Below are 18,248 nucleotides of genomic sequence, written 5' to 3' on the forward strand. Positions count from 1 at the left end.
GAAATCGACAACGGCGCGCGATGCGCGGCTTCGAGTTTAGGGGCTGTTGCCGTTTCATACGAGTCCGCGCCAAGGGCTGTTTTACGGCAACACGAGGCGTAGTACGCGCTGCGCAGTCATTCTGCGCAAGCGTGCTAGAACGATGGATTGCCGTAAAACAGCCCTTGTCCCGAAGGGTTGGGCCGCAAATCGCCTTCTGCGGCGTTGCGAGTCTTGATCGTGGCTCGCCACGACCTTCAACTCGCGCCTTGCAGAACACGATTTGCGGACGCCAACGCGGCGCTCGCATGAAACGGCAACAGCCCCTAACGTCTGTCGGGCACGGCCATGGGCACACGCGTTAAAAAGAAAACGCCCGGACCGCAGGACGGTGCCGGGCGAAGCGGGTTGCCTTAGCGCCGCTCGGGCGCGTTGGCGTCAGAGGCCGAGCTGGACGAAGAAATAGCCCCATAGCCCGCCGGCGACGGCGAGCATGACGAACAGCGCGAGCCACACGCGGCGGTATTCGCGGATCAGCGTGGCGCCGGAGGAATCGGCATCGAGGAAACGCCCGATGGTGATCTCGGCCATGCGCTGGCCCTGCATTTCCTCGAAGCGCTCGATCTCGTAGCCGCTCGGGTTGCGCACGACGCACATCACGACCAGCGTGATCGTACCCAGCGCGAAGGCCATCATCAGGTTGTCGATGCCGGCGGGGTAGGCAATCAGCGCGTGGCGTTCGAGTTCACCCAGCAGGATGAAGCTGATCGAGCCGACCAGCATGCAGGACAGCACGGCCGCGGCGTTGGTGCGCCGCCACTGCATGGCGGCGACAATCGTGGGCAGCCAGGCGACCGCGAAGATCGAACCGGCGTAGATGGAGATCCAGTAGATGCCGGCCGGCCGGGCGATGGCGATCACGCAGACGATGATCGACACGATAACCTGCGAAATGCGGCCGGCGAGCACGCTGCGTTGTTCGCTCAGCTTCTTCTCGAACAGCTTTTCGTAGAGATCGCGGGCCAGGGCAAAACCCGTGAGCACGAACAGCGTGGACGCCGTGGACATGATCGAGGCCATGAGACCGGCCAGGCCCACGCCGGCGAGTACCGGGTTGGTGTGGTCCATGAAGCCGACGATCATGGCGCGGTCGGCCGGCTCGATACCCGGCTGGATCACCTGCATCGCGCCCGCGGCGAGATACACCATCAGCTGCATGGCCGGGGCGAAGAACACGCCGATGATGGCGACCTTGAGGATCACGAAATCGTTCTTGGCCGGGAACACGCGCGACACCAGCGCCGGCGTGCAGGCAAAGAACAGAATCCACACCAGAAACTGCGAGATCGACCAGCTCAGCGCGCGATCGTCGGCGCCGGCCAGCGTCCAGTAGCCGGGCAACGTATCGCTCAAGCCGCGCAGGTTCTCCATGCCTGCCTGGCCGATGAGCATGGGCGAGATCACGAACGCGATCGCCAGCATGGTGAAGAACATCATGGTGTCGGTGTAGACCACGCCATACATGCCCGACAGGCTGCAGAAGATCATCAGCGCGAAGGTGAAGGCGATGATGATCGCCGGAAAGGGCACGTCGATGATCTCGGCGAGCACGAGCCCCGCGCCGATCAGCTGGATGATGCCGTAGCCGAGCAGGCCGATCACCATGAGAATGAGCGCGACCACGCTCACCCACTTGTTATTGAAGCGCCGATCGAAGAAATCCATCATCGTTCGGCATTCCATGGCCTTCATCTTGCGCCCGATCCAGACCACGGCGATGAGCGTGCCCAGCCACGCGCCGAACGAGCCCAGCGCGCCGATCACCAGCGGGCCTTCGCTGTAGGAGATGCCGGCGATGCCCATGAGCGTGACCGCGCTCAGAAAGGTCGCGGCCAGCGTGCCGGTGAGCAGCAGCGTCGAGCCCTGTTCGCCCATCACGTAGAAATCGTCGCGGTTCTTGATGAAGCGGGTCAGGCCGGCGGCCACCAGCACATAAGCGGCCAGCACGGTGACGAAGATGACGAGCGTGATGTTCATGGTGGGGCCTCGTGTTCGATGACGATGCGCTGCGGCCTCAGCCGCGCTTGTGGGCGTCGCGCTCGCGCTTGAGGCGCGTGATGGTGGGGCGGTATTCGCGCAGCAGGATCACGCCCACGACCACACAGCAGATCACCGTGGTGAGCAGGGCATTGCCGAACAGCATCAGAACGTAGGGGTTGAAATCCATCGGGATCTCCAGTGTTTCGTCGCCGGCGCGTCGTGGCGGGCGATTGGGCAGTGGGCTCAGGCGCGGCCGGCGCGCGCGAGCACGGCGTTGAGCAGCACGTCGGCGCCGATCTTCGCGTGCTCGGGTTCGATCGATTCGGCCTCGTGATGGCTCAGCCCGTCGGCGCAGGGAATGAAGATCATCGCCGTGGGGCAGTGCCGTGCCAAATTGAAGGCATCGTGGCCGGCGCCGCTGATGATGTCCTGCCAGTCGCATTCGAGTGCTGCGGCGGCCTTGCGAACCCGGGCCACGCAGTCGTGGTTGAAGGGCAGGGCCGGGCTGCGCCAGTGCACGGACAGCGAATACTCGACGCCGCGGCGGCGGGCGATGCCGTCGAACAGGTCGCGCAGATCGTCGATTGCGGTATCCACGACGGCATCCTGCGGGTGGCGCAGGTCGAGGGTGAAATGCAGATCGCCGGCGATGGTGTTGCGTGAACCGTTGGGCACGTGCATTTCGCCCACCGTGGCCAGCAGCCCGGGCGTTTCGCTCACGCGGTACTCGAGCACGCGCACGAATTCGGCCGCGGCGAACATGCCGTCGCGGCGTGCCGGCATGGGCGTGGTGCCGGCATGCGCGGCCGACCCGCTGATCTGCACGTCCAGCCAGCGGATCGCCTGCCCGCCGGTGACCACCCCCACGGTGTGTCCGTTGTCCTCGAGCACCGGGCCCTGTTCGATATGCAGCTCGAAATAGGCATCGAGCTCGCGGGCGAGGGGCGTGTCGCCGGCCTGGTCGATCGCGGCTAGGCTGTCGGCGACGGAAATGTCGTCGGCGTCGGTTCGCGCCAGGCCGTCGTCCAGCGGCATCGCCCCGGTGAACACGGCAGAGCCGAGCATGGCCGGTGTGAAGCGCGCACCTTCCTCGTTGGTCCAGTTCGCGATTTCCAGCGGGGCCAGGGTGTCGATGTTCTGGTCGTTGAGCGTGCGCACGGCTTCCAGCGCCGCGAGTACGCCGAGCACGCCGTCGAAACGCCCGCCCTTGGGCTGGGTGTCGAGATGGCTGCCCAGTATGACCGGCGCGCGATCCTCGCGGCCGGCGCGGCGGGCGAACAGGTTGCCGATGGCATCGCGCGCAATCGTGAGGCCTGCGGCTTCGGCCCATTCCACGAACAGTGCGCGCGCGGCTGCGTCTTCGCCGCTCAGGGCCAGCCGGCTGCTGCCGCCGTTGGCGGTCGCGCCGATTGCGGCCATGGCCATCAGGCTGTCCCACAGTCGTCGGCCGTCGGTTTCGAGCATCGAGAGTCCCGTGATCTGGCACGCGCCGGCACAGGCGGCGGTGGTGGTGCGTTATCGGTTGTGGCGATCCCCCGGATCGCGGCGCGGCGTGGCGCGACGGGCCGTCGCGAGCGTCTCGTGCCCTCGGCGTCGAGCGCGGCCCGTGTTTCATCTAGCGGCAGAAACCATTAATTAGTCAAAGCACGCGATATTATTCTGATCATCACTCGTGCTAATAATTCGAAAAGCCGACCAGGCAAGACGATGGACGAACCGACCCACGAAACCCCGGGCAGCGCGCTCGGCCATGGCCAGCGCGCGCTGGCCGCGCGTCTGGACTGGAACCTCATCCGCACCTATCTCGTGGTGGCAGAAGAGCTGCACCTGAGCCGCGCCGCGGCCCGGCTGTTCGTGACCCAGCCGGCGGTGAGTCAGGCGATCAAGCGCTTGCAGGGCCAGCTCGGCTATACGCTGATCAAGCGGCGCGGGCCGCGTATCGCGCTCACCGCCGCCGGCGAGGAGGTCTATCGCATCGCGCGCAGCGTATTCGTGGACGTCTCCAGCCTGGAGATGCCGGCGCGCGGTGCAGATGAACAGGTCGTCGGGCGGGTGAAACTGCTCAGCGTGAGCCGCGTGCATTCGGCGCGTTACAACCGGTTTCTCGTGGATTTTCATCGCCGCCATCCGCGCGTGGAACTCGAGATCGAGGTGATGCGGGGTCACGATCTACTCTTGGCGCTGCGCCAGAACACCGCCTCGTTCGGCATCGGCCTGTGCCGGGTGCCCACGCCGCAGATCGAGCGCCGTCTGATCATTCCGCAGCGCTACGCGCTGTTCTGTGGCCAGTCCCATCGGCTCTACGCGGCGCGGCATATCGATATCGATACGCTGCTGCAGGAGGATCTGGTGACCTTCACCGGCGACCATCTCGGCGACACGCTCTCGCCGCTGACGCTGTTTCGCGAGAACCACGGCTTCCAGGGGCGGTTGGCGGCGTCGTCGTCGAACCTCGAAGAGGTCTGCCGCCTGATCCTGTGCGGCTACGGCATCGGCTTTTTGCCGGAAGACGCGTTTCGCCGCGAGACCGAAACCGGGCTGCTGCGCAAGCTGCCGCCGGAAGAGGGCCTCGCCGACGTGGATATCCATCTGCTCTGGAACAGCGAGCGGCCGCTGCGTAGCGCCGAAGCGGTGTTTCGCGACGAGCTGCTGGCGGCTTTCGACGCCGGTTGAAGTGCGGCTATTCGCGCGCCGCGGCGCAGTCCAGACAGCGCAGGGTGGTCGGGTCGTGCAGCAGGCGCGCGGGCGCGATCGGCTCGTCGCAGTCGATACACAGGCCGAAATCCGCGCTGTCGAGGCGTTTGCGCGTGGCGGCAATGCGTTGCAGCGTCTGGTGGGCGCGGTTGCGGGCCGCGCGGCTCATGGCCTGGGCCTGTAGGGCATCCATGCGCGACAGCCGACCCTGGCGGGTCTGGTCCAGTTCCACGGCCTCGTCGGCGTTTTCGCTATCCGCGAGATAGGCCCGCGTTTCGGTTTCCAGGGCGTCGAGGCGCTCGGTCAGATGTTCGGCAGTGGGCATGGAATCGGCCATGGCTCGAGCTTGGCGCAAGTGGTCCGTGTTTCAAAGCTCGCGTGGGCCGCGCGGCTCGTGCAGAGTCGCGCCCATGCTGCATTCTCATCGCCTGATCCGGGCGCTTGCCGTCGTTGCCTTATTGGGCCTGGCCGGCTGCGCATCGTTGCGTACGCCCGAAACACCACGCCGCCCGGCCGCCGATGTGCGCGCCGAACTCATCGCCCTCATGCCCGCCAGCGTGAACGACCGTGCCGGCTGGGCGGCGGATATCGAAACGGCGTTCGCTGCCCAGAATATCGAGGCCACGAGCGCCAATCTCTGCGCCACGCTCGCGGTGATCGAACAGGAATCCACCTACCGGGCGGATCCGGCAGTGCACGGCCTGGCACGCATCGCCCGCGAAGAGATTGAGCGGCGCGCGGCCGCCGCGCATATTCCGGGCTTTCTGCTGGACAAGGCGCTGTCGCTGAAGTCATCCAACGGCCAGAGCTACGACGCGCGGCTGGATACGGTGCGTACCGAGCGCGAGCTCAGCGAACTGTTCGACGATTTCATCGGTAAGGTGCCGCTTGGCCGATCGTTGTTCGGCGGGCTCAACCCGGTGCATACCGGCGGGCCGATGCAGGTGTCGATTGCCTTTGCCGAAGACCACGCCGAGAACTATCCCTACGACGACGCCGAATCGGTGCGCGCCGAGGTTTTCAGCCGGCGTGGCGGGCTGTATTTCGGCATCGGCCATCTGCTCGGCTACGAGGTCGATTATCCCAGCCCGCTGTATCGCTTCGGCGATTTCAACGCCGGCTGGTATGCCAGCCGCAATGCGGCTTTCCAGCGCGCGGTCAGCGAACTCAGCGGTACCGATCTGGCGTTGGACGGGGACCTGATCGCCTATGGCGCGTTCTCGATCAGCCAGACGGAGCGGGCCACCAAATCATTGCGCGAGCGCCTCGGTATGGGCGAAGGCCCCATCCGCCGCGATCTCACCGAAGGCAGCACGCCGGATTTTCCCGACACCAAACTCTATCGCCGGCTGTATGCCCTGGCCGACGCCGAAGCCGGCGCGCGTGTGCCCCGCCAGATCCTGCCCGGTATCAAGCTGGAAAGCCCAAAGATCACCCGCGATCTGACCACCGCCTGGTTCGCGAAGCGGGTGCAGTCGCGCTGGGAAGACTGTATGGCGCGATCGGGCGGGCGATGAAAAACGGGCCAGTCGTGGGTGCGGCCGGCCCGGGTTTTTGCTGCGTTTGCCAGTATCGCCGTACCGCGACCGGGTACGGCGACACCGGCGTGATGGCTAGGGCGTTACGATCGCGAACCCGCGGTCCGGCGCTTCCAGCAGCGAGAAGAAACGACCGAGGCTGGCACGGTCACCGTCGACCTTCAGCTGTTTGGGCGAGAGCTGGCCGCCGATCAGCGCGAGCAGCGCAGGGTGGGTCAGATGCACCGTGGCGTTCGCGTCGTCCGCGGCCGGTCGTTGCCAGTGGTGCAGCACGCCGTTCTCGATCTGCAGCACGTGGTTCTCGCCGAGGTCGGAAAAGTCGAAATTGATCGTCAGATCGTGCTTCGCGGCTTCGGGGCCGTTCAGGCGGGCGGCCATGGCGTCGAAGAATCGCGCGATGGGCACCTGGCGTAGCAGGCCGATGCCCTTGCGCAGATCCAGCGATGTGCCCTGCGCGCCTTCACGCAGTTCCTTAGCGCCAGTGAGATAGAAATCCCGCCACGGGCCCGACTCCGCGCGGTAGCCGAGTTGGTCGTAGGTGCGGGCCAGCAGTTGCTTGGCGCGCGTGTTGTCCGGTTCGGCGAAGACGACGTGATTGAGCACCTCGGCGGTCCAGCGGTATTCGCCGGCGTCGAACGACGTCCGGGCCTTGTCGACCACCGCATCCGCGCCGCCCATGAAGGCGACGTATTTCTTTGCGGACTCGGCCGGCGGCAGCGGGTTCAGGTTCGCCGGGTTGCCGTCGAACCAGCCGAAGTACCACTGGTACACGGCCTTGGAATCGTGGCTCACCGTGCCGTAGTAGCCGCGGTTGTGGAACGACTGGGCCAGTGAATCGGGCAGGGTGATCTGCTCGGCGATCTCGCGCGGGGTCATGCCGGCATTGGCCATGCGCAGGGTCTGGTCGTGGATGTACTTGTAGGTGTCGCGCTGGGTCTTGAGATAGTCGACGATCTCGTTGTGGCCCCAGATCGGCCAGTGGTGGCTGTTGAACACCACCTCGGCGCGATCGCCGTACATCTGCAGCGCCTCGTCGATATAGCCGCTCCACTTGAGCGCGTCCCGCACCTTGGCGCCGCGCAGCGTATACAGGTTATGCAGGTTGCGGCTGACCAGCTCCGCGCCGCAGAAGGCCTTGAGCCGCGGCAGGTAGAAGGTGAGTTCTGCCGGTGCCTCGGACTCCGGCGTGTACTGGAATTCGAATTCGAGACCGTCGACGGTGAGCGTCTGGCCGGTGTGGTCGATCTCGTCGGTGGGCGCGAGAATGCTGAAATGCCCCTGGGCCGGTGCCTTGCCGAGACCGGAACCGACATGCCCGCGCGGGCTGCGCTCGAGCGCGCCGCCGAACATGTAGGTCGCGCGCCGGCCCATCGCCGGCCCGGCGAGCAGGTTCTCGCTCGTCGATTCTTCCATGAAGCCTTTCGGGGCGATGATGCGCACGCCGTTCTTCTTTGCCTGCTCGGCGCTGACCACGCCTTCGATGCCGCCAAAATGATCGACATGGCTGTGGGTGAAGATGACGGCGACGATGGGTTTGTCGCCGACGATGTGTTCCTTGGCCATCTGCCAGGCCGCGCCGGCGGTTTCGGCGGTGATCAGCGGGTCGACCACGATCCAGCCGGTATCGCCTTCGATGAGCGACATGTTCGACAGGTCGTAGCCACGCAGCTGATAGATGCGGTCGGTGACCTTGTAGAGCCCGTGCTTGTTGTTGAGCTTCGCCTGACGCCAGAGGCTCGGGTTCACGGTATCCGGGGCCTGGCCTTCGATGAAGTCGTAGGCCGGCATGTCCCAGACCGTCGCGCCATTGTCTTCCTTGATGACCAAATTGTCGTCGCGGGCGATCAGGCCCCGTTCGGCGGCCTCGAAATCGCCGCGGTCGTCGAGCGGCAGCTGCGCGGCGATGGCCGCATTGGCCTGCTGCGTCGACGGCGTGGCCGGTGTGGCCGTCGCGTTCTGGGCCAGCGCGCTGGTGACATGACCGCCGATGCCGATCACGGCCAGCGTGATCGCTAGAGCCGGGGCCAGGGCAGGGACCAGCGCCGACGCGCGGGTGGAATGATGCATGGGTTCTCCTCCGAGGTGACGGGTTGTGGCGTGGCGTTGCGCATGTGGCGGCAGGCCTTGTGCCGGTCATGCTTTCTGTTCGCCGATCAACGTCATGGTCGCGCCGGCAACACGGCGCGTATTGACAGTTCGCGCCAATATTTTAACTTTTGGTGACACGCAATCGCGGGGGCGGTGCATGACGAGCCTAGTCCGAAACAGCGCGCTCGACGGTTTCGGGGCGCTCGTACAGGAGCTCGGTGGTGAACCGGGGCAGCTGCTGGCCGCCTGTGGCATCCCGACCGACATCGAAACCCAGCAGGATGCGTTTCTGGCCTACCGTGCGTTGATCGCGCTGCTGGAACACTGCGCCGAGCGGCTGGCGCGCCCGGATTTCGGCATGCGTCTCGCGCACGCGCAGGGCATGGAGATCCTCGGGCCGCTGGCGGTGGTGATTCGCCATGCCCGTACCGTGGCCGAGGCCTTCGAGCAGGCGGCTAAGTATCTGCACGTGTTCAATCCCGGTCAGCGCATGACCGTTCATCGCGATGGCGCCTGCGTGAAGCTGCGTTTTCAGATCCTGCTCGAAAACGTGCCCTATACCCGTCAGGCCAACGAGCGGGCGCTGGTGTTTCTCAAGCGCACGGTCGAGCTGGGCGGGGACGTGCCGCCGCCGCGCCGCGTGCTGTTCGGCGACAGCCGGCTGTCGCCGCTGGGTGTCTATCGCGAGGTGTTCGGCGTGACCGAACTGCATTTCGAGCAGCCGGTCTGCGGGCTGGATATCGACGCCGCCACCATGCGGGCCTCGCTGCAGCGCTCGAACCGGCATATCCGTTCGATGGCGATCGCCTTCATGGAACAGACCGGTGGCGCGCGCGAACGGCCGGTGTCGATGCGGGTACGCGAGATCTGTCGTCGCCTGCTGCCGACCGGCGGGGCAGGCATCGACCTTGCCGCCGAGTATCTCAACCTCAACCGGCGGACCCTGCAGCGGCGCCTGGTCGCCGAGGGCACGAGTTTCTCGGCCGTGCTCGATGCCGTGCGCGCAGACCGGGCGACGCGCTATCTCGCCGAAGGCGACCTGCCGCTCAGCCAGGTCGCGGCACTGCTGGGCTATACCGAGCAGAGCGCATTCAATCGCGCCTGCCGGCGCTGGTTCGGCCAGACACCGCGTGCGCATCGCCACGGTCTGTTGGCCCGCGCCGGCGCGAGTGCGCCCGAAAGGCCGCCCCGACGATGATTGCCGTGCCCGTCGCACGAATCCTGCCGTGCGAACGTCGCATTGCCGGGCCGCCGCGCCCATGTGGCAGACTCATTGCAGGGGAAACCGAGCGATCCATTGGGAGAGACGACATCGTGAAATCACTATTTGCCCATCCGGGCCGAATTGCCGTTCTGCTGTGCGCCGCCGTATTGACGCTGGCGCTGTCTGCCTGCAGTCAGGACGAGGGCGGCACCGTCGACGGCATCGAGCTGGTCGATGCGGACGCGCTGACCGTATGCACGCATCTGCCGTACAAGCCGTTCCAGTTCACCGATTCCAGCGGGGAAGTCGTCGGTTTCGATGTCGATCTGGTCAAGTTGCTGGGCGATGACCTCGGCGTGGAAACCAACGTGATCAGCACCGACTGGAACCAGATCACTTCGGGTGCGGTACTCGCGGCCGGCAAGTGCGATCTGGCCATGGGCGGCGCGACCATCACCCCGAAACGCCAGGAAGCGGTGCTGTTCTCCGAGCCTTATTTCAACGCCACCCAGGCGCTGCTGGTGAAAAAGGACAGCGGTTATGAAGGCCTGGAGGATCTCGACGGCAAGCGCGTGGGCGTGCAGACCGACACCACGGGCGCGATCTATGCCGACAAGCACGCCGAGGAATACGGCTACACCACGGTGGTGTTCGACGATCTCTCGCTGGAAACCACGGCCGTGAGTGCCGGCAAGATCGATGCCGCGATCAACGACAATGGCCCGCTCTACCAGTACGCTGCCGACAATCCGGATACCGAGATCGCCGCCGAGTTCGACACCGGAGAGAACTACGGCTTTCTGGCCAAGAAGGACGATGAGAACGCGCAGAAGATGATCGACCGTCTCAACAAGCTGATCGCCCAGGCCAAGGAAGACGGCACCTACGACGAGATCTTCAAGAAGTGGTTCGGCCAGGTGCCGGGCGACGTCAACGAGTAATCGCAACGCATGAGTTCGCCTGACAATGGCGCGGCGCCGCGGCGGCGACTGAGCCCGCGGCGCCGCGCCCAGCGCATCCGCGCGGTGCAGTATGCGGTGCTGATCGCGGTGATCGGCGCGGCGGTGCTGTTCGCCGACTGGTCCCAGGTCGGGCGCACGTTCTTCGACCCGGGGCTGATGCGCGACACCGTTGCGCACGGGCTCTGGCGCGCGCTCTGGAACACGCTCGTCTATACCGCGGGTGGCTTCGTCATCGGGCTGGTGGCGGGCACGCTGCTGGCGTTGATGCGGCTGTCCGACGTCGCGCCCTATCGCTGGCTGGCCACGATCTATATCGAGTTCTTTCGCGGCCTGCCGGCGCTGGTAGTGTTTATGGCGTTTTCGCTATTGCCGCTGGCCTTTCCGGGCCTGGCGATGCCGTGGCCGCCCTACGGTACGGTCTGGGCTGCACTCGGCATCGTCGGCAGTGCCTATATGGCCGAGACCATCCGCGCCGGTATTCAGGCCGTGCCCAGGGGCCAGATCGAGGCCGCGCGTTCGCTGGGCATGACCTCGGGGCAGGCGATGTGGCAGGTCACGCTGCCGCAGGCCTTTCGCATCATGATTCCGCCGCTGACCAACGAGCTGATCATGCTCATCAAGGATTCCTCGCTGGTGTTCATCGTCGGCCTGTCGGCGGCCAATTTCGATCTCACCAAGTTCGGCCGTGCGGCGGCGAACAGCAACGTCAATATCACACCGCTGGTGGTCGCGGGGCTGGGGTATCTGATCATCACGCTGCCGCTGTCGATCATCGTGCGGCGTATGGAAGCCTCGGCTTCCAAAGGGCGCTGAACATGGCCGCCAGCGATGCACTGGTCGAAATACGCGGCCTGAACAAGTACTTCGGCGCCAATCACGTGCTGCGCGATATCGACTTCAGCGTCGCGCGCGGCGAAGTGGTGTGCGTGATCGGGCCGTCCGGCTCGGGCAAGTCCACGCTGCTGCGCTGTATCAACCTGCTCGAACAGCCGCAGGGCGGCACCGTCGTGGTCAACGGTGAGGATCTGACCGATCCCGACTGCGATATCGACGCCGCGCGTCGGCATATCGGCATGGTGTTCCAGCAGTTCAATCTGTTCCCGCACCACAGCGCGCTCGACAACTGCGTGCTGGCGTTGATGACGGTGCTCAAGAAGAAACGCCCCGAGGCCGAGCGTATCGCGCGGGGCAATCTCGAACGCGTAGGTCTGGCCGAGAAGATGGACGCCTATCCGGGTCGCCTGTCCGGCGGCCAGCAGCAACGTGTGGCGATTGCGCGGGCGTTGTCCATGGGCCCCGATCTCATGCTATTCGACGAGCCGACCTCCGCGCTGGATCCCGAGCTGGTCGGCGAGGTGCTCGCCGTCATGCGCCGGCTCGCGGGCGAAGGCATGACCATGATCGTGGTCACCCACGAGATCGCTTTTGCGCGTGAAGTGGCCGACCGCGTGGTGTTCATGGACGGCGGCGGTATCGTCGAACAGGGCAAGCCGTCACAGCTGCTCTCTGACCCGCGCGAGCCGCGTACCCGCGATTTTCTCAAGCGCGTGCTAAAGCCGGCCGAGAGCGAGGATTGATCGGCGGCCGCCCCGCCAGGCGAGGATCTTGCCGGCAACGTCCGCAGCGCCCTGTATGATTCGTTGCCGACCGCCCGGTCGATAGCCTCGCAACCTGTGCCATTGAATGGAAACCATGGGCGCCAAGCAGAAATCGCAACAGAAAATACCCCGCCAGAGCCTCAAGAACATCAAGGATGCCGAGCGCGGCAAGACGCGGCCGAAGAAGCAGAGCAAGTACGGGTTCCACGGCTACCGGTGATCTTGGCAAAAACCGCCTGAAACGCTGAGATCGGTTTGCGAATTCGCGCCTACCGACTTCTCACACGACGTCGGTGAGGCGCGCGCGAATGCCTAGCGCTGGGTCGGTAGCGGTTTGCCATCGGCCATGGCCGCAAGGATCAAACGAGTTCGATCGGTCCCGGGTAACTCGCCACGATACGATCGTTGGTATAAAGCGTGACGTCTTCGACCTGTGCCTGAGCTACCAGAATTCGATCGAAGGGATCCTTGTGTATCTCGGGCAGGTTGGCGATGGCTGCGGCATGGCGTCCAGTGACCGGCAGCTCGTCGTAGCCGTTGTCGAACAGGCCGCGCCGAAGTCGCGATGCGGACACCTGGAAGTCAGGCCGGTTCAGACCGGTCTTGATGGCCACTTCCCAGATGCTGGCAGCGCTGAATAGTAGCCGGTTGTTTTCGTCCAGAATCAGTTCGGCCGCTTTGGACGATAGCTTGGGAGATCCCGCGGCCGCCCACAGAAGCAGATGCGTATCCAGCAGCAGAATCACGAGGCGTCGTGGAATGCGTCTTCGATGGCGTCGGCGCCCAGCGTGTTGAAGTCGTCGGGCGTATCGAATTCGCCGGCCATGAAGCCGATGCGCGACGGTTTTTTCGTGTCGGGCACGTCCAGGGCGCTGACTTTTACCAGTGGCTTGCCGGCCTTGGCGATGATGAACGGTTCGCCTTTGGCGGCGTCCTCGATCAGGCGCGACAGATGGGTCTTGGCTTCGTGGATGTTGAATGTGTTCACGGGATTCACCGGATGAACTAACGCAGATTAGTTTATCGGGTGACCGCCGCACCGACAAGATGGGCACGTCGGGCGCTGCGTTGGTTTTCGCTTAGCGTCTTCCAGGCGCGAACCCTAGACCAGCCGCCGCAGCTTGCCGCTCCAGGCTTTGAGATCCAGCAGTAGCTGAAGCTTGTCCGGCTCGCCCTGCACGCGTTCCATGAGCTGGGCGACGACGTCGTCGTAGTCGTCCAGAGTCAGGCCGCCGTCGGGGGCGAATTCCAGGCGTTTGGACAGCCAGTTGTTCCAGTCGTCGCGTTCGGCGTCGACCAGCGTGTCCGGAAAATGGCGGGCGCGATAGCGAAACAGCAGCTCGTTGAGGCGGTTGTCCTTGAACACGATGGCGCCGTCGGCGAGATCTGCGGCCGAGGTGCGGCGCACCTGGTCGGCGAGCTTGCGGTCGTCGTTGGAGACGAAGCCGTCGTACAGGGCGGCTTCGGCATCGCCGTCGGGCTCGAAGCTGTGGGCGTCGAACACGGCGGTGGCCTTGGCTTCGACTTCGGAGAGTTGATCGTGGATCGCCTTCCAGTTGCGCCGGCACTGGTTGATATCCAGGTTCAGCCGTGCGGCTTCTTCTTCGCGCATCATCTCGAACGGCGCGAGCACCGGGCACTTGTTCAGGTGCACGCCCTTGAGCGCGACGCGCGGCATGTCGTCGGGCAGGTCCGCGGTGGGGGTGAAGATGCGCTCGAAGATCTCGTCTGGCGGCAGTTCCAGCAGCGGCGCGGGGTCGACGCGCAGGTCGTAGACGATCACGCAGTTGCGGTTGCTGGGATGCGCCGCGATCGGCATTACCGGCGACAGGCAGCCGTTGGCGGCCGGGAACTTGGACGAGACATGCAGCGCCGGCTTGCGGGTATCCATATCCAGCAGCTTGCGTGCGCTGTGCTTGTCGCGGTTTTTCACCACGTAGTCGAACAGTTTGGGCTGCTTGTCGCGGATGAGCTTCGCGAGGCCGATAGTGGCATGCACGTCGGATAGCGCGTCGTGGGCGCGTTCCTGGGCGAGGTTGTTCGCACTGGCCAGATGTTCGAGCTTGAAGCTCGGCGTGCCGTCCTCGCGCTGCGGCCATTCGATACCGTCCGGGCGCAGGGCATAGGCCAGACGCACCATGTTGATGATGTCCCAGCGCGAGCAGCCGTTCTGCCACTCGCGGGCATAGGGGTCGAAGAAATTGCGCCAGAGCGTATGGCGGGTGACTTCATCGTCGAACTGCAGGCTGTTGTAGCCGACGCTGCAGGTGCTCGGCACCGCCATCTCGGCGACGATGGTTTCGATGAACTCGGGCTCGGGCACGCCGCGTTCCAGCGCCGTTTGCGGCGTGATGCCGGTAATCAGCGTGGCTTCGGGATGGCCGAGCATGTCCACCGGCGGCTGGCAGTAGAGCACCACCGGTTCGCCGACGATATTGAAATCCATGTCGGTACGAATACCGGCGAACTGGGCCGGCTTGTCGCGCCGTGGGTCTGCGCCGAAGGTTTCGTAGTCGTGCCAGAAATAGGTCGGGGTGCTCATCGGCGGCTCTTTTCGATAGCGATCGGCGCCCGGCTCAGGAGGCGGCGGCCTGGGCTTCTTCCAGCGCCTCGGCGTTCTCCATCCATTGCGCTTCGGCGGCATCGAGCTGCTTGCGCAGCTTGCCCTGTTCCTGCGACAGCCGCGCGACCTCGGTCTTGTTGCCGTAGACGCTGGGCTTGGACAGCTCTTTTTCCACGTTGGCGAGTTTTTCCTCGAGCGTGGCCATTTCCCGCTCGGCCTGCTTGATCGCGTTGCGTAACGGTTTTTCCCGAGCGCGGCGTTCGGCGGCGTCGCGGCGGTTCTGGGCAGCGTCCTTCGGCTTGTCAGCGCTGTTGGCCGCGGGGGCGACTGGCGTATCGCCTTCGGTGTTGGCGCGCTGGCTGGTCAGCCACTTGGCATAGTCGTCCAGGTCGCCGTCGAAAGGCGCCATATGCCCGTCGTCGACCCGCCAGAGCTGTTCGCAGGTGGCATCGATGAGATGCCGGTCATGGGCCACCAGCACCACCGCGCCGTCATAGGCCTGCAGGGCCAGTTCCAGCGCGTGACGCATGTCGAGATCGAGATGGTTGGTGGGTTCGTCGAGCAACAGCAGGTTGGGCTTGGCGTGCACGACGAGTGCCAGCGCCAGCCTTGCCTTTTCGCCGCCGGAGAACGGGCCGATCGGTTCCAGCGCCTTGTCGCCGTGGAAATCGAAGCCGCCGAGGAAGTCGCGGATATGCTGCTCGCTGGCCTTCGGGTCCTGGCGTTGCAGGTGGGTGGCCGGGCTCGCCGCGTCGTCGAGCTGTTCGAGCTGGTGCTGGGCGAAATAGCCGATATTGATATAGCGGTCGTGCTGGATCTCGCCGGCCATCGCGCCCAGCTCACCGGCGAGCATCTTCATGACCGTCGACTTGCCGGCGCCGTTGCGCCCGAGGATCGCGATGCGATCGCCCGGCACGATCCGCAGCTTGATGCCGGCCACCAATGGCTCGCCGTCGTAGCCGATCGCGGCGTTATCCACCCGCACCAGCGTTTCCGGCAGGCGGTTGGGCTTCAAGAAACGAAACGAGAATGGCGTATCCCAGTGGGCGGCCTCGACCGTTTCCATGCGCTCGATCTGCTTGAGCTTGCTCTGGGCCTGGCGGGCCTTGGTGGCCTTCGCACGAAAGCGGTCGACGAACTGCTGGAGTTCGTTGACCCGCTTCTGCTGGGCCTCGAACGCGGCCTGCTGCTGCAGCTTGGCCTCGGCACGCATCTTCTCGAAGGCGGAATAATTGCCGCTGTAGAGGTTGGCCTTGCCGTGCTCGAGATGCAGCGTCTGCTGGGTGATCGCGTCGAGAAAATCCCGGTCGTGCGAGATGATCAGCAGCGTGGCCGGGTGGCTGGCGAGATATTCCTGCAGCCAGAACACCGCGTCCATATCGAGATGGTTGGTGGGCTCGTCGAGCAGCAGCACGTCGCAGCGGCGCATCAGCGCGGCGGCCAGGTTCAGTCGCATGCGCCAGCCGCCGGAAAATGCGTCGATCGGTGCGCTGTGGGTGTCCGGCGAAAAACCCAGACCGTGCAACAGGCGGGCAGCGCGGGCGGTCGCGGCATAGCCGTCGATCTCGGCCAGGCGCGCATGCAGCTCGCCCATGGCGTTGCCGTCGGCTTCTTCCTCGGCGCGGGCGAGGCGGTTCTGAATATCGCGCAGCTCGGTATCGCCGTCGAGCACGAAATCGATCGCCGGCTGTTCGCCGGCCGGTGTTTCCTGGCGGACGGTGGCGATATCCAGGCGCGCGGGCAGGTCGACCTCGCCGGCATCGGCCGACAGCTCGCCGAGCAGTAGGGCGAACAGGCTCGACTTGCCGGTGCCGTTACGCCCGACGATGCCGACGCGCTGGCCGGCATGCAGGCGCAGGTTGACGTTTTCGAGCAGTTTGCGCGAACCGCGGCGCAGTGTGACTTGGTTGAAACCGATCATGGGGCGCTATTGTAAATGAGGCGGTGAAATGAAAACGGCCCGCACGAAGCGGGCCGTTCCAGGTTCAGCGGGCAGGGCCGATCAGGACTGACCGCCGCCGCCACCGCCCGAGCGGTTGCCTCCCCGCTTGCCGCCGCGGCTACGACGCCGCTGCTGGTTGCGCCCGGGCGCGTTGTTGTTGCCGCCACCGCGCTTGGGCGGACGGTTGCCGTGGCCGCCCTTGTTGTTCGGCCGCCGCGCTGGGCGCTCGTCCGGCTCGTCGTTCTCGCCGGCACGCAGGTCCACGCCCTCGACGGTCATGCGCTCGATCTGCTTGCCGGTGAGTTTCTCGATGTCCTTGAGCAGCTTGCGTTCGTCCGGGCCGACCAGCGATACGGCTTCGCCGGCTTCGCCGGCACGCCCGGTGCGGCCGATGCGGTGGACATAGTCTTCGGAAACGTTGGGCAGTTCGAAGTTCACCACGTACGGTAGCGATTCGATATCGATACCGCGGGCAGCGATATCGGTAGCGACCAGCACTTGGATCTTGCCGTCCTTGAAGCCGTCGAGCGCCTTGGTGCGGGCGTTCTGGCTCTTGTTGCCATGCAGGGCCGCAGCCGGTAGACCGTCGCTGTCGAGCTGTTTGCACAGGCGGTTGGCGCCGTGCTTGGTGCGCGCGAAGACCAGTACCTGATGCCAGCCGTTTTCCTTGATCAGGTGGCTGAGCACTGCGCGCTTGCGCGGTTTTTCCACCATCACCACTTTCTGGTCGATACGATCGGCGGTGGCGTTGCGCGGCGCGACGTCGATCTCGACCGGCTTGTTGAGCAGGTTCGAGGCGAGCTTGCGGATATCCTTCGAGAAGGTCGCCGAGAAGAGCAGCGTCTGGCGCTTTTCGGGCACGTACTTGAGCACGCGCTTGATATCGTGGATGAAGCCCATGTCGAGCATGCGATCGGCTTCGTCGAGCACCAGCGTCTCGATATTCGACAGGTCGGCATGGCCTTCCTGGAGCAGATCGAGCAGACGCCCGGGCGTGGCCACGACGATATCCACGCCTTTCTTGAACTGGCCGATCTGCGGCTGATAGCCGACGCCGCCGAAGATCACGGTGGAGCGAATCGAACCGGCCTTGCCATAGGTGCGTACGGATTCGTTGACCTGGGCGGCGAGTTCGCGCGTCGGCGCGAGCACGAGCACCCGCGGTTTTTTCTGCTGGGTCTCGCCCAGGCGATGCAGCAAAGGCAGGGTGAAGGCAGCGGTCTTGCCGGTGCCGGTCTGGGCGGCGGCAAGCACGTCCTGGCCATCGAGTACGGCCGGAATGGCCTTGGCCTGGATGGGCGTGGGTTCGCTGTAACCGGCGGCGGCCACGGCTTCGAGAAGCGACGGCGCCAGGCCGAGTTGATCAAAGGGCATAGAGATTCGTTTCCGTTGAACTGCGGCACATCATGAACACGGACACCGGCCGCCGCATGGCATGATGGCGTGGGTCGCAGCCCCTGTCGGCGAATCCGTGGCGCTGCAGTGGTCGGGCGCGATGGCTGATGGCGCTGGCCGCGATTGAATCCGCGGACGACCGACCGAATTCGTCATGATACGCGTCGCGGCGCAGCAACGATAGCGCGGCGTTTCGAACCAAACCGGTGACCGTCTGTCGCACGGGCAGGGTTTTTCACCAGAAA

Annotated in this window: 17 protein-coding genes; 7 read left to right on the forward strand and 10 right to left on the reverse strand. The window is 65.1% G+C overall.

Features of this window, described 5'->3' with window-relative positions; translation table 11 throughout:
• Window positions 1–417 precede the first annotated feature (417 nt).
• Genes J7355_RS09875 through J7355_RS09885 form a run of 3 tightly spaced genes read right to left on the reverse strand, consistent with a single transcriptional unit; the run spans window position 418 to window position 3,483 of the window.
• Complete coding sequence (locus J7355_RS09875; RefSeq protein WP_209062170.1) at window positions 418–2,016, reverse strand: sodium:solute symporter family protein; 1,599 nt, start codon at window positions 2,014–2,016, stop codon at window positions 418–420.
• 37 nt (window positions 2,017–2,053) lie between these two features.
• On the reverse strand, window positions 2,054–2,206 hold the full coding sequence (locus J7355_RS09880) for a hypothetical protein (RefSeq protein ID WP_209062172.1): 153 nt from the start codon (window positions 2,204–2,206) through the stop codon (window positions 2,054–2,056).
• Window positions 2,207–2,262: 56 nt separating this feature from the next.
• Window positions 2,263–3,483 (reverse strand): Zn-dependent hydrolase, encoded by a 1,221-nt coding sequence (locus J7355_RS09885; protein WP_209062174.1) that lies wholly within the window; start codon window positions 3,481–3,483, stop codon window positions 2,263–2,265.
• A gap of 243 nt (window positions 3,484–3,726) precedes the next feature.
• Here J7355_RS09885 and J7355_RS09890 point away from each other — a divergent pair, with 243 nt between their 5' ends.
• Window positions 3,727–4,692: a LysR family transcriptional regulator gene (locus J7355_RS09890; RefSeq protein WP_209062176.1), complete on the forward strand. Its 966-nt coding sequence runs from the start codon at window positions 3,727–3,729 to the stop codon at window positions 4,690–4,692.
• 7 nt (window positions 4,693–4,699) lie between these two features.
• Here J7355_RS09890 and J7355_RS09895 read toward each other — a convergent pair whose 3' ends face one another.
• A complete protein-coding gene (locus tag J7355_RS09895) occupies window positions 4,700–5,050 on the reverse strand; it encodes a TraR/DksA C4-type zinc finger protein (protein ID WP_209062178.1) in 351 nt (116 codons plus the stop codon).
• 73 nt (window positions 5,051–5,123) lie between these two features.
• On the opposite strand from J7355_RS09895, the gene J7355_RS09900 reads away from it, so the two are divergent.
• Complete coding sequence (locus tag J7355_RS09900; RefSeq protein ID WP_209062180.1) at window positions 5,124–6,230, forward strand: DUF1615 domain-containing protein; 1,107 nt, start codon at window positions 5,124–5,126, stop codon at window positions 6,228–6,230.
• Window positions 6,231–6,326: 96 nt separating this feature from the next.
• On the opposite strand, the gene J7355_RS09905 is transcribed toward J7355_RS09900, so the two are convergent.
• The gene (locus tag J7355_RS09905; RefSeq protein ID WP_209062182.1) at window positions 6,327–8,318 is read right to left on the reverse strand and encodes an alkyl sulfatase dimerization domain-containing protein; all 1,992 of its coding nucleotides are present in this window, start codon (window positions 8,316–8,318) and stop codon (window positions 6,327–6,329) included.
• A gap of 178 nt (window positions 8,319–8,496) precedes the next feature.
• Here J7355_RS09905 and J7355_RS09910 point away from each other — a divergent pair, with 178 nt between their 5' ends.
• The 5 genes from J7355_RS09910 (at window position 8,497) to J7355_RS17880 (ending at window position 12,323) form a co-directional block, all read left to right on the forward strand.
• Window positions 8,497–9,537: an AraC family transcriptional regulator gene (locus tag J7355_RS09910; protein ID WP_209062184.1), complete on the forward strand. Its 1,041-nt coding sequence runs from the start codon at window positions 8,497–8,499 to the stop codon at window positions 9,535–9,537.
• Window positions 9,538–9,653: 116 nt separating this feature from the next.
• Complete coding sequence (locus tag J7355_RS09915) at window positions 9,654–10,484, forward strand: ABC transporter substrate-binding protein (RefSeq protein ID WP_209062186.1); 831 nt, start codon at window positions 9,654–9,656, stop codon at window positions 10,482–10,484.
• A 9-nt stretch (window positions 10,485–10,493) separates the two neighbouring features.
• Entirely contained in the window at window positions 10,494–11,318 is an 825-nt protein-coding gene (locus tag J7355_RS09920) for an amino acid ABC transporter permease (RefSeq protein ID WP_209062188.1), read from the forward strand.
• A gap of 2 nt (window positions 11,319–11,320) precedes the next feature.
• On the forward strand, window positions 11,321–12,082 hold the full coding sequence (locus J7355_RS09925) for an amino acid ABC transporter ATP-binding protein (RefSeq protein WP_280637599.1): 762 nt from the start codon (window positions 11,321–11,323) through the stop codon (window positions 12,080–12,082).
• Between the two features lie 106 nt (window positions 12,083–12,188).
• Entirely contained in the window at window positions 12,189–12,323 is a 135-nt protein-coding gene (locus J7355_RS17880; protein WP_280637600.1) for a hypothetical protein, read from the forward strand.
• A 139-nt stretch (window positions 12,324–12,462) separates the two neighbouring features.
• Here J7355_RS17880 and J7355_RS09930 read toward each other — a convergent pair whose 3' ends face one another.
• The 5 genes from J7355_RS09930 to J7355_RS09950 form a co-directional block, all read right to left on the reverse strand.
• Entirely contained in the window at window positions 12,463–12,849 is a 387-nt protein-coding gene (locus J7355_RS09930; protein ID WP_209062190.1) for a type II toxin-antitoxin system VapC family toxin, read from the reverse strand.
• Window positions 12,846–13,091, reverse strand: a complete 246-nt coding sequence (locus J7355_RS09935; RefSeq protein WP_209062192.1) for a type II toxin-antitoxin system prevent-host-death family antitoxin — start codon at window positions 13,089–13,091, stop codon at window positions 12,846–12,848. Before J7355_RS09935 ends, J7355_RS09930 begins: the two co-directional genes overlap by 4 nt.
• Before the next feature lie 114 nt (window positions 13,092–13,205).
• Complete coding sequence (sbcB, locus tag J7355_RS09940) at window positions 13,206–14,645, reverse strand: exodeoxyribonuclease I (protein ID WP_209062194.1); 1,440 nt, start codon at window positions 14,643–14,645, stop codon at window positions 13,206–13,208.
• A 34-nt stretch (window positions 14,646–14,679) separates the two neighbouring features.
• Complete coding sequence (locus J7355_RS09945) at window positions 14,680–16,587, reverse strand: ATP-binding cassette domain-containing protein (RefSeq protein WP_209062196.1); 1,908 nt, start codon at window positions 16,585–16,587, stop codon at window positions 14,680–14,682.
• Window positions 16,588–16,668: 81 nt separating this feature from the next.
• Window positions 16,669–17,982, reverse strand: a complete 1,314-nt coding sequence (locus tag J7355_RS09950; protein WP_209062198.1) for a DEAD/DEAH box helicase — start codon at window positions 17,980–17,982, stop codon at window positions 16,669–16,671.
• Window positions 17,983–18,248: the final 266 nt, after the last annotated feature.

The sequence above is a fragment of the Endozoicomonas sp. G2_2 genome, assembly GCF_017744135.1.
Taxonomy (GTDB): Bacteria; Pseudomonadota; Gammaproteobacteria; order Nevskiales; family Salinisphaeraceae; genus Salinisphaera.

What these genes read in the sequence shown, in the direction of transcription:
- J7355_RS09875 (WP_209062170.1), bottom strand. Translation starts at nt 2,016, where the DNA reads ATGAACATCACGCTCGTCATCTTCGTCACCGTGCTGGCCGCTTATGTG.
- J7355_RS09880 (WP_209062172.1), bottom strand. Translation starts at nt 2,206, where the DNA reads ATGGATTTCAACCCCTACGTTCTGATGCTGTTCGGCAATGCCCTGCTC.
- J7355_RS09885 (WP_209062174.1), bottom strand. Translation starts at nt 3,483, where the DNA reads ATGCTCGAAACCGACGGCCGACGACTGTGGGACAGCCTGATGGCCATG.
- J7355_RS09890 (WP_209062176.1), top strand. Translation starts at nt 3,727, where the DNA reads ATGGACGAACCGACCCACGAAACCCCGGGCAGCGCGCTCGGCCATGGC.
- J7355_RS09895 (WP_209062178.1), bottom strand. Translation starts at nt 5,050, where the DNA reads ATGGCCGATTCCATGCCCACTGCCGAACATCTGACCGAGCGCCTCGAC.
- J7355_RS09900 (WP_209062180.1), top strand. Translation starts at nt 5,124, where the DNA reads ATGCTGCATTCTCATCGCCTGATCCGGGCGCTTGCCGTCGTTGCCTTA.
- J7355_RS09905 (WP_209062182.1), bottom strand. Translation starts at nt 8,318, where the DNA reads ATGCATCATTCCACCCGCGCGTCGGCGCTGGTCCCTGCCCTGGCCCCG.
- J7355_RS09910 (WP_209062184.1), top strand. Translation starts at nt 8,497, where the DNA reads ATGACGAGCCTAGTCCGAAACAGCGCGCTCGACGGTTTCGGGGCGCTC.
- J7355_RS09920 (WP_209062188.1), top strand. Translation starts at nt 10,494, where the DNA reads ATGAGTTCGCCTGACAATGGCGCGGCGCCGCGGCGGCGACTGAGCCCG.
- J7355_RS09925 (WP_280637599.1), top strand. Translation starts at nt 11,321, where the DNA reads ATGGCCGCCAGCGATGCACTGGTCGAAATACGCGGCCTGAACAAGTAC.
- J7355_RS17880 (WP_280637600.1), top strand. Translation starts at nt 12,189, where the DNA reads ATGGAAACCATGGGCGCCAAGCAGAAATCGCAACAGAAAATACCCCGC.
- sbcB (WP_209062194.1), bottom strand. Translation starts at nt 14,645, where the DNA reads ATGAGCACCCCGACCTATTTCTGGCACGACTACGAAACCTTCGGCGCA.
- J7355_RS09945 (WP_209062196.1), bottom strand. Translation starts at nt 16,587, where the DNA reads ATGATCGGTTTCAACCAAGTCACACTGCGCCGCGGTTCGCGCAAACTG.
- J7355_RS09950 (WP_209062198.1), bottom strand. Translation starts at nt 17,982, where the DNA reads ATGCCCTTTGATCAACTCGGCCTGGCGCCGTCGCTTCTCGAAGCCGTG.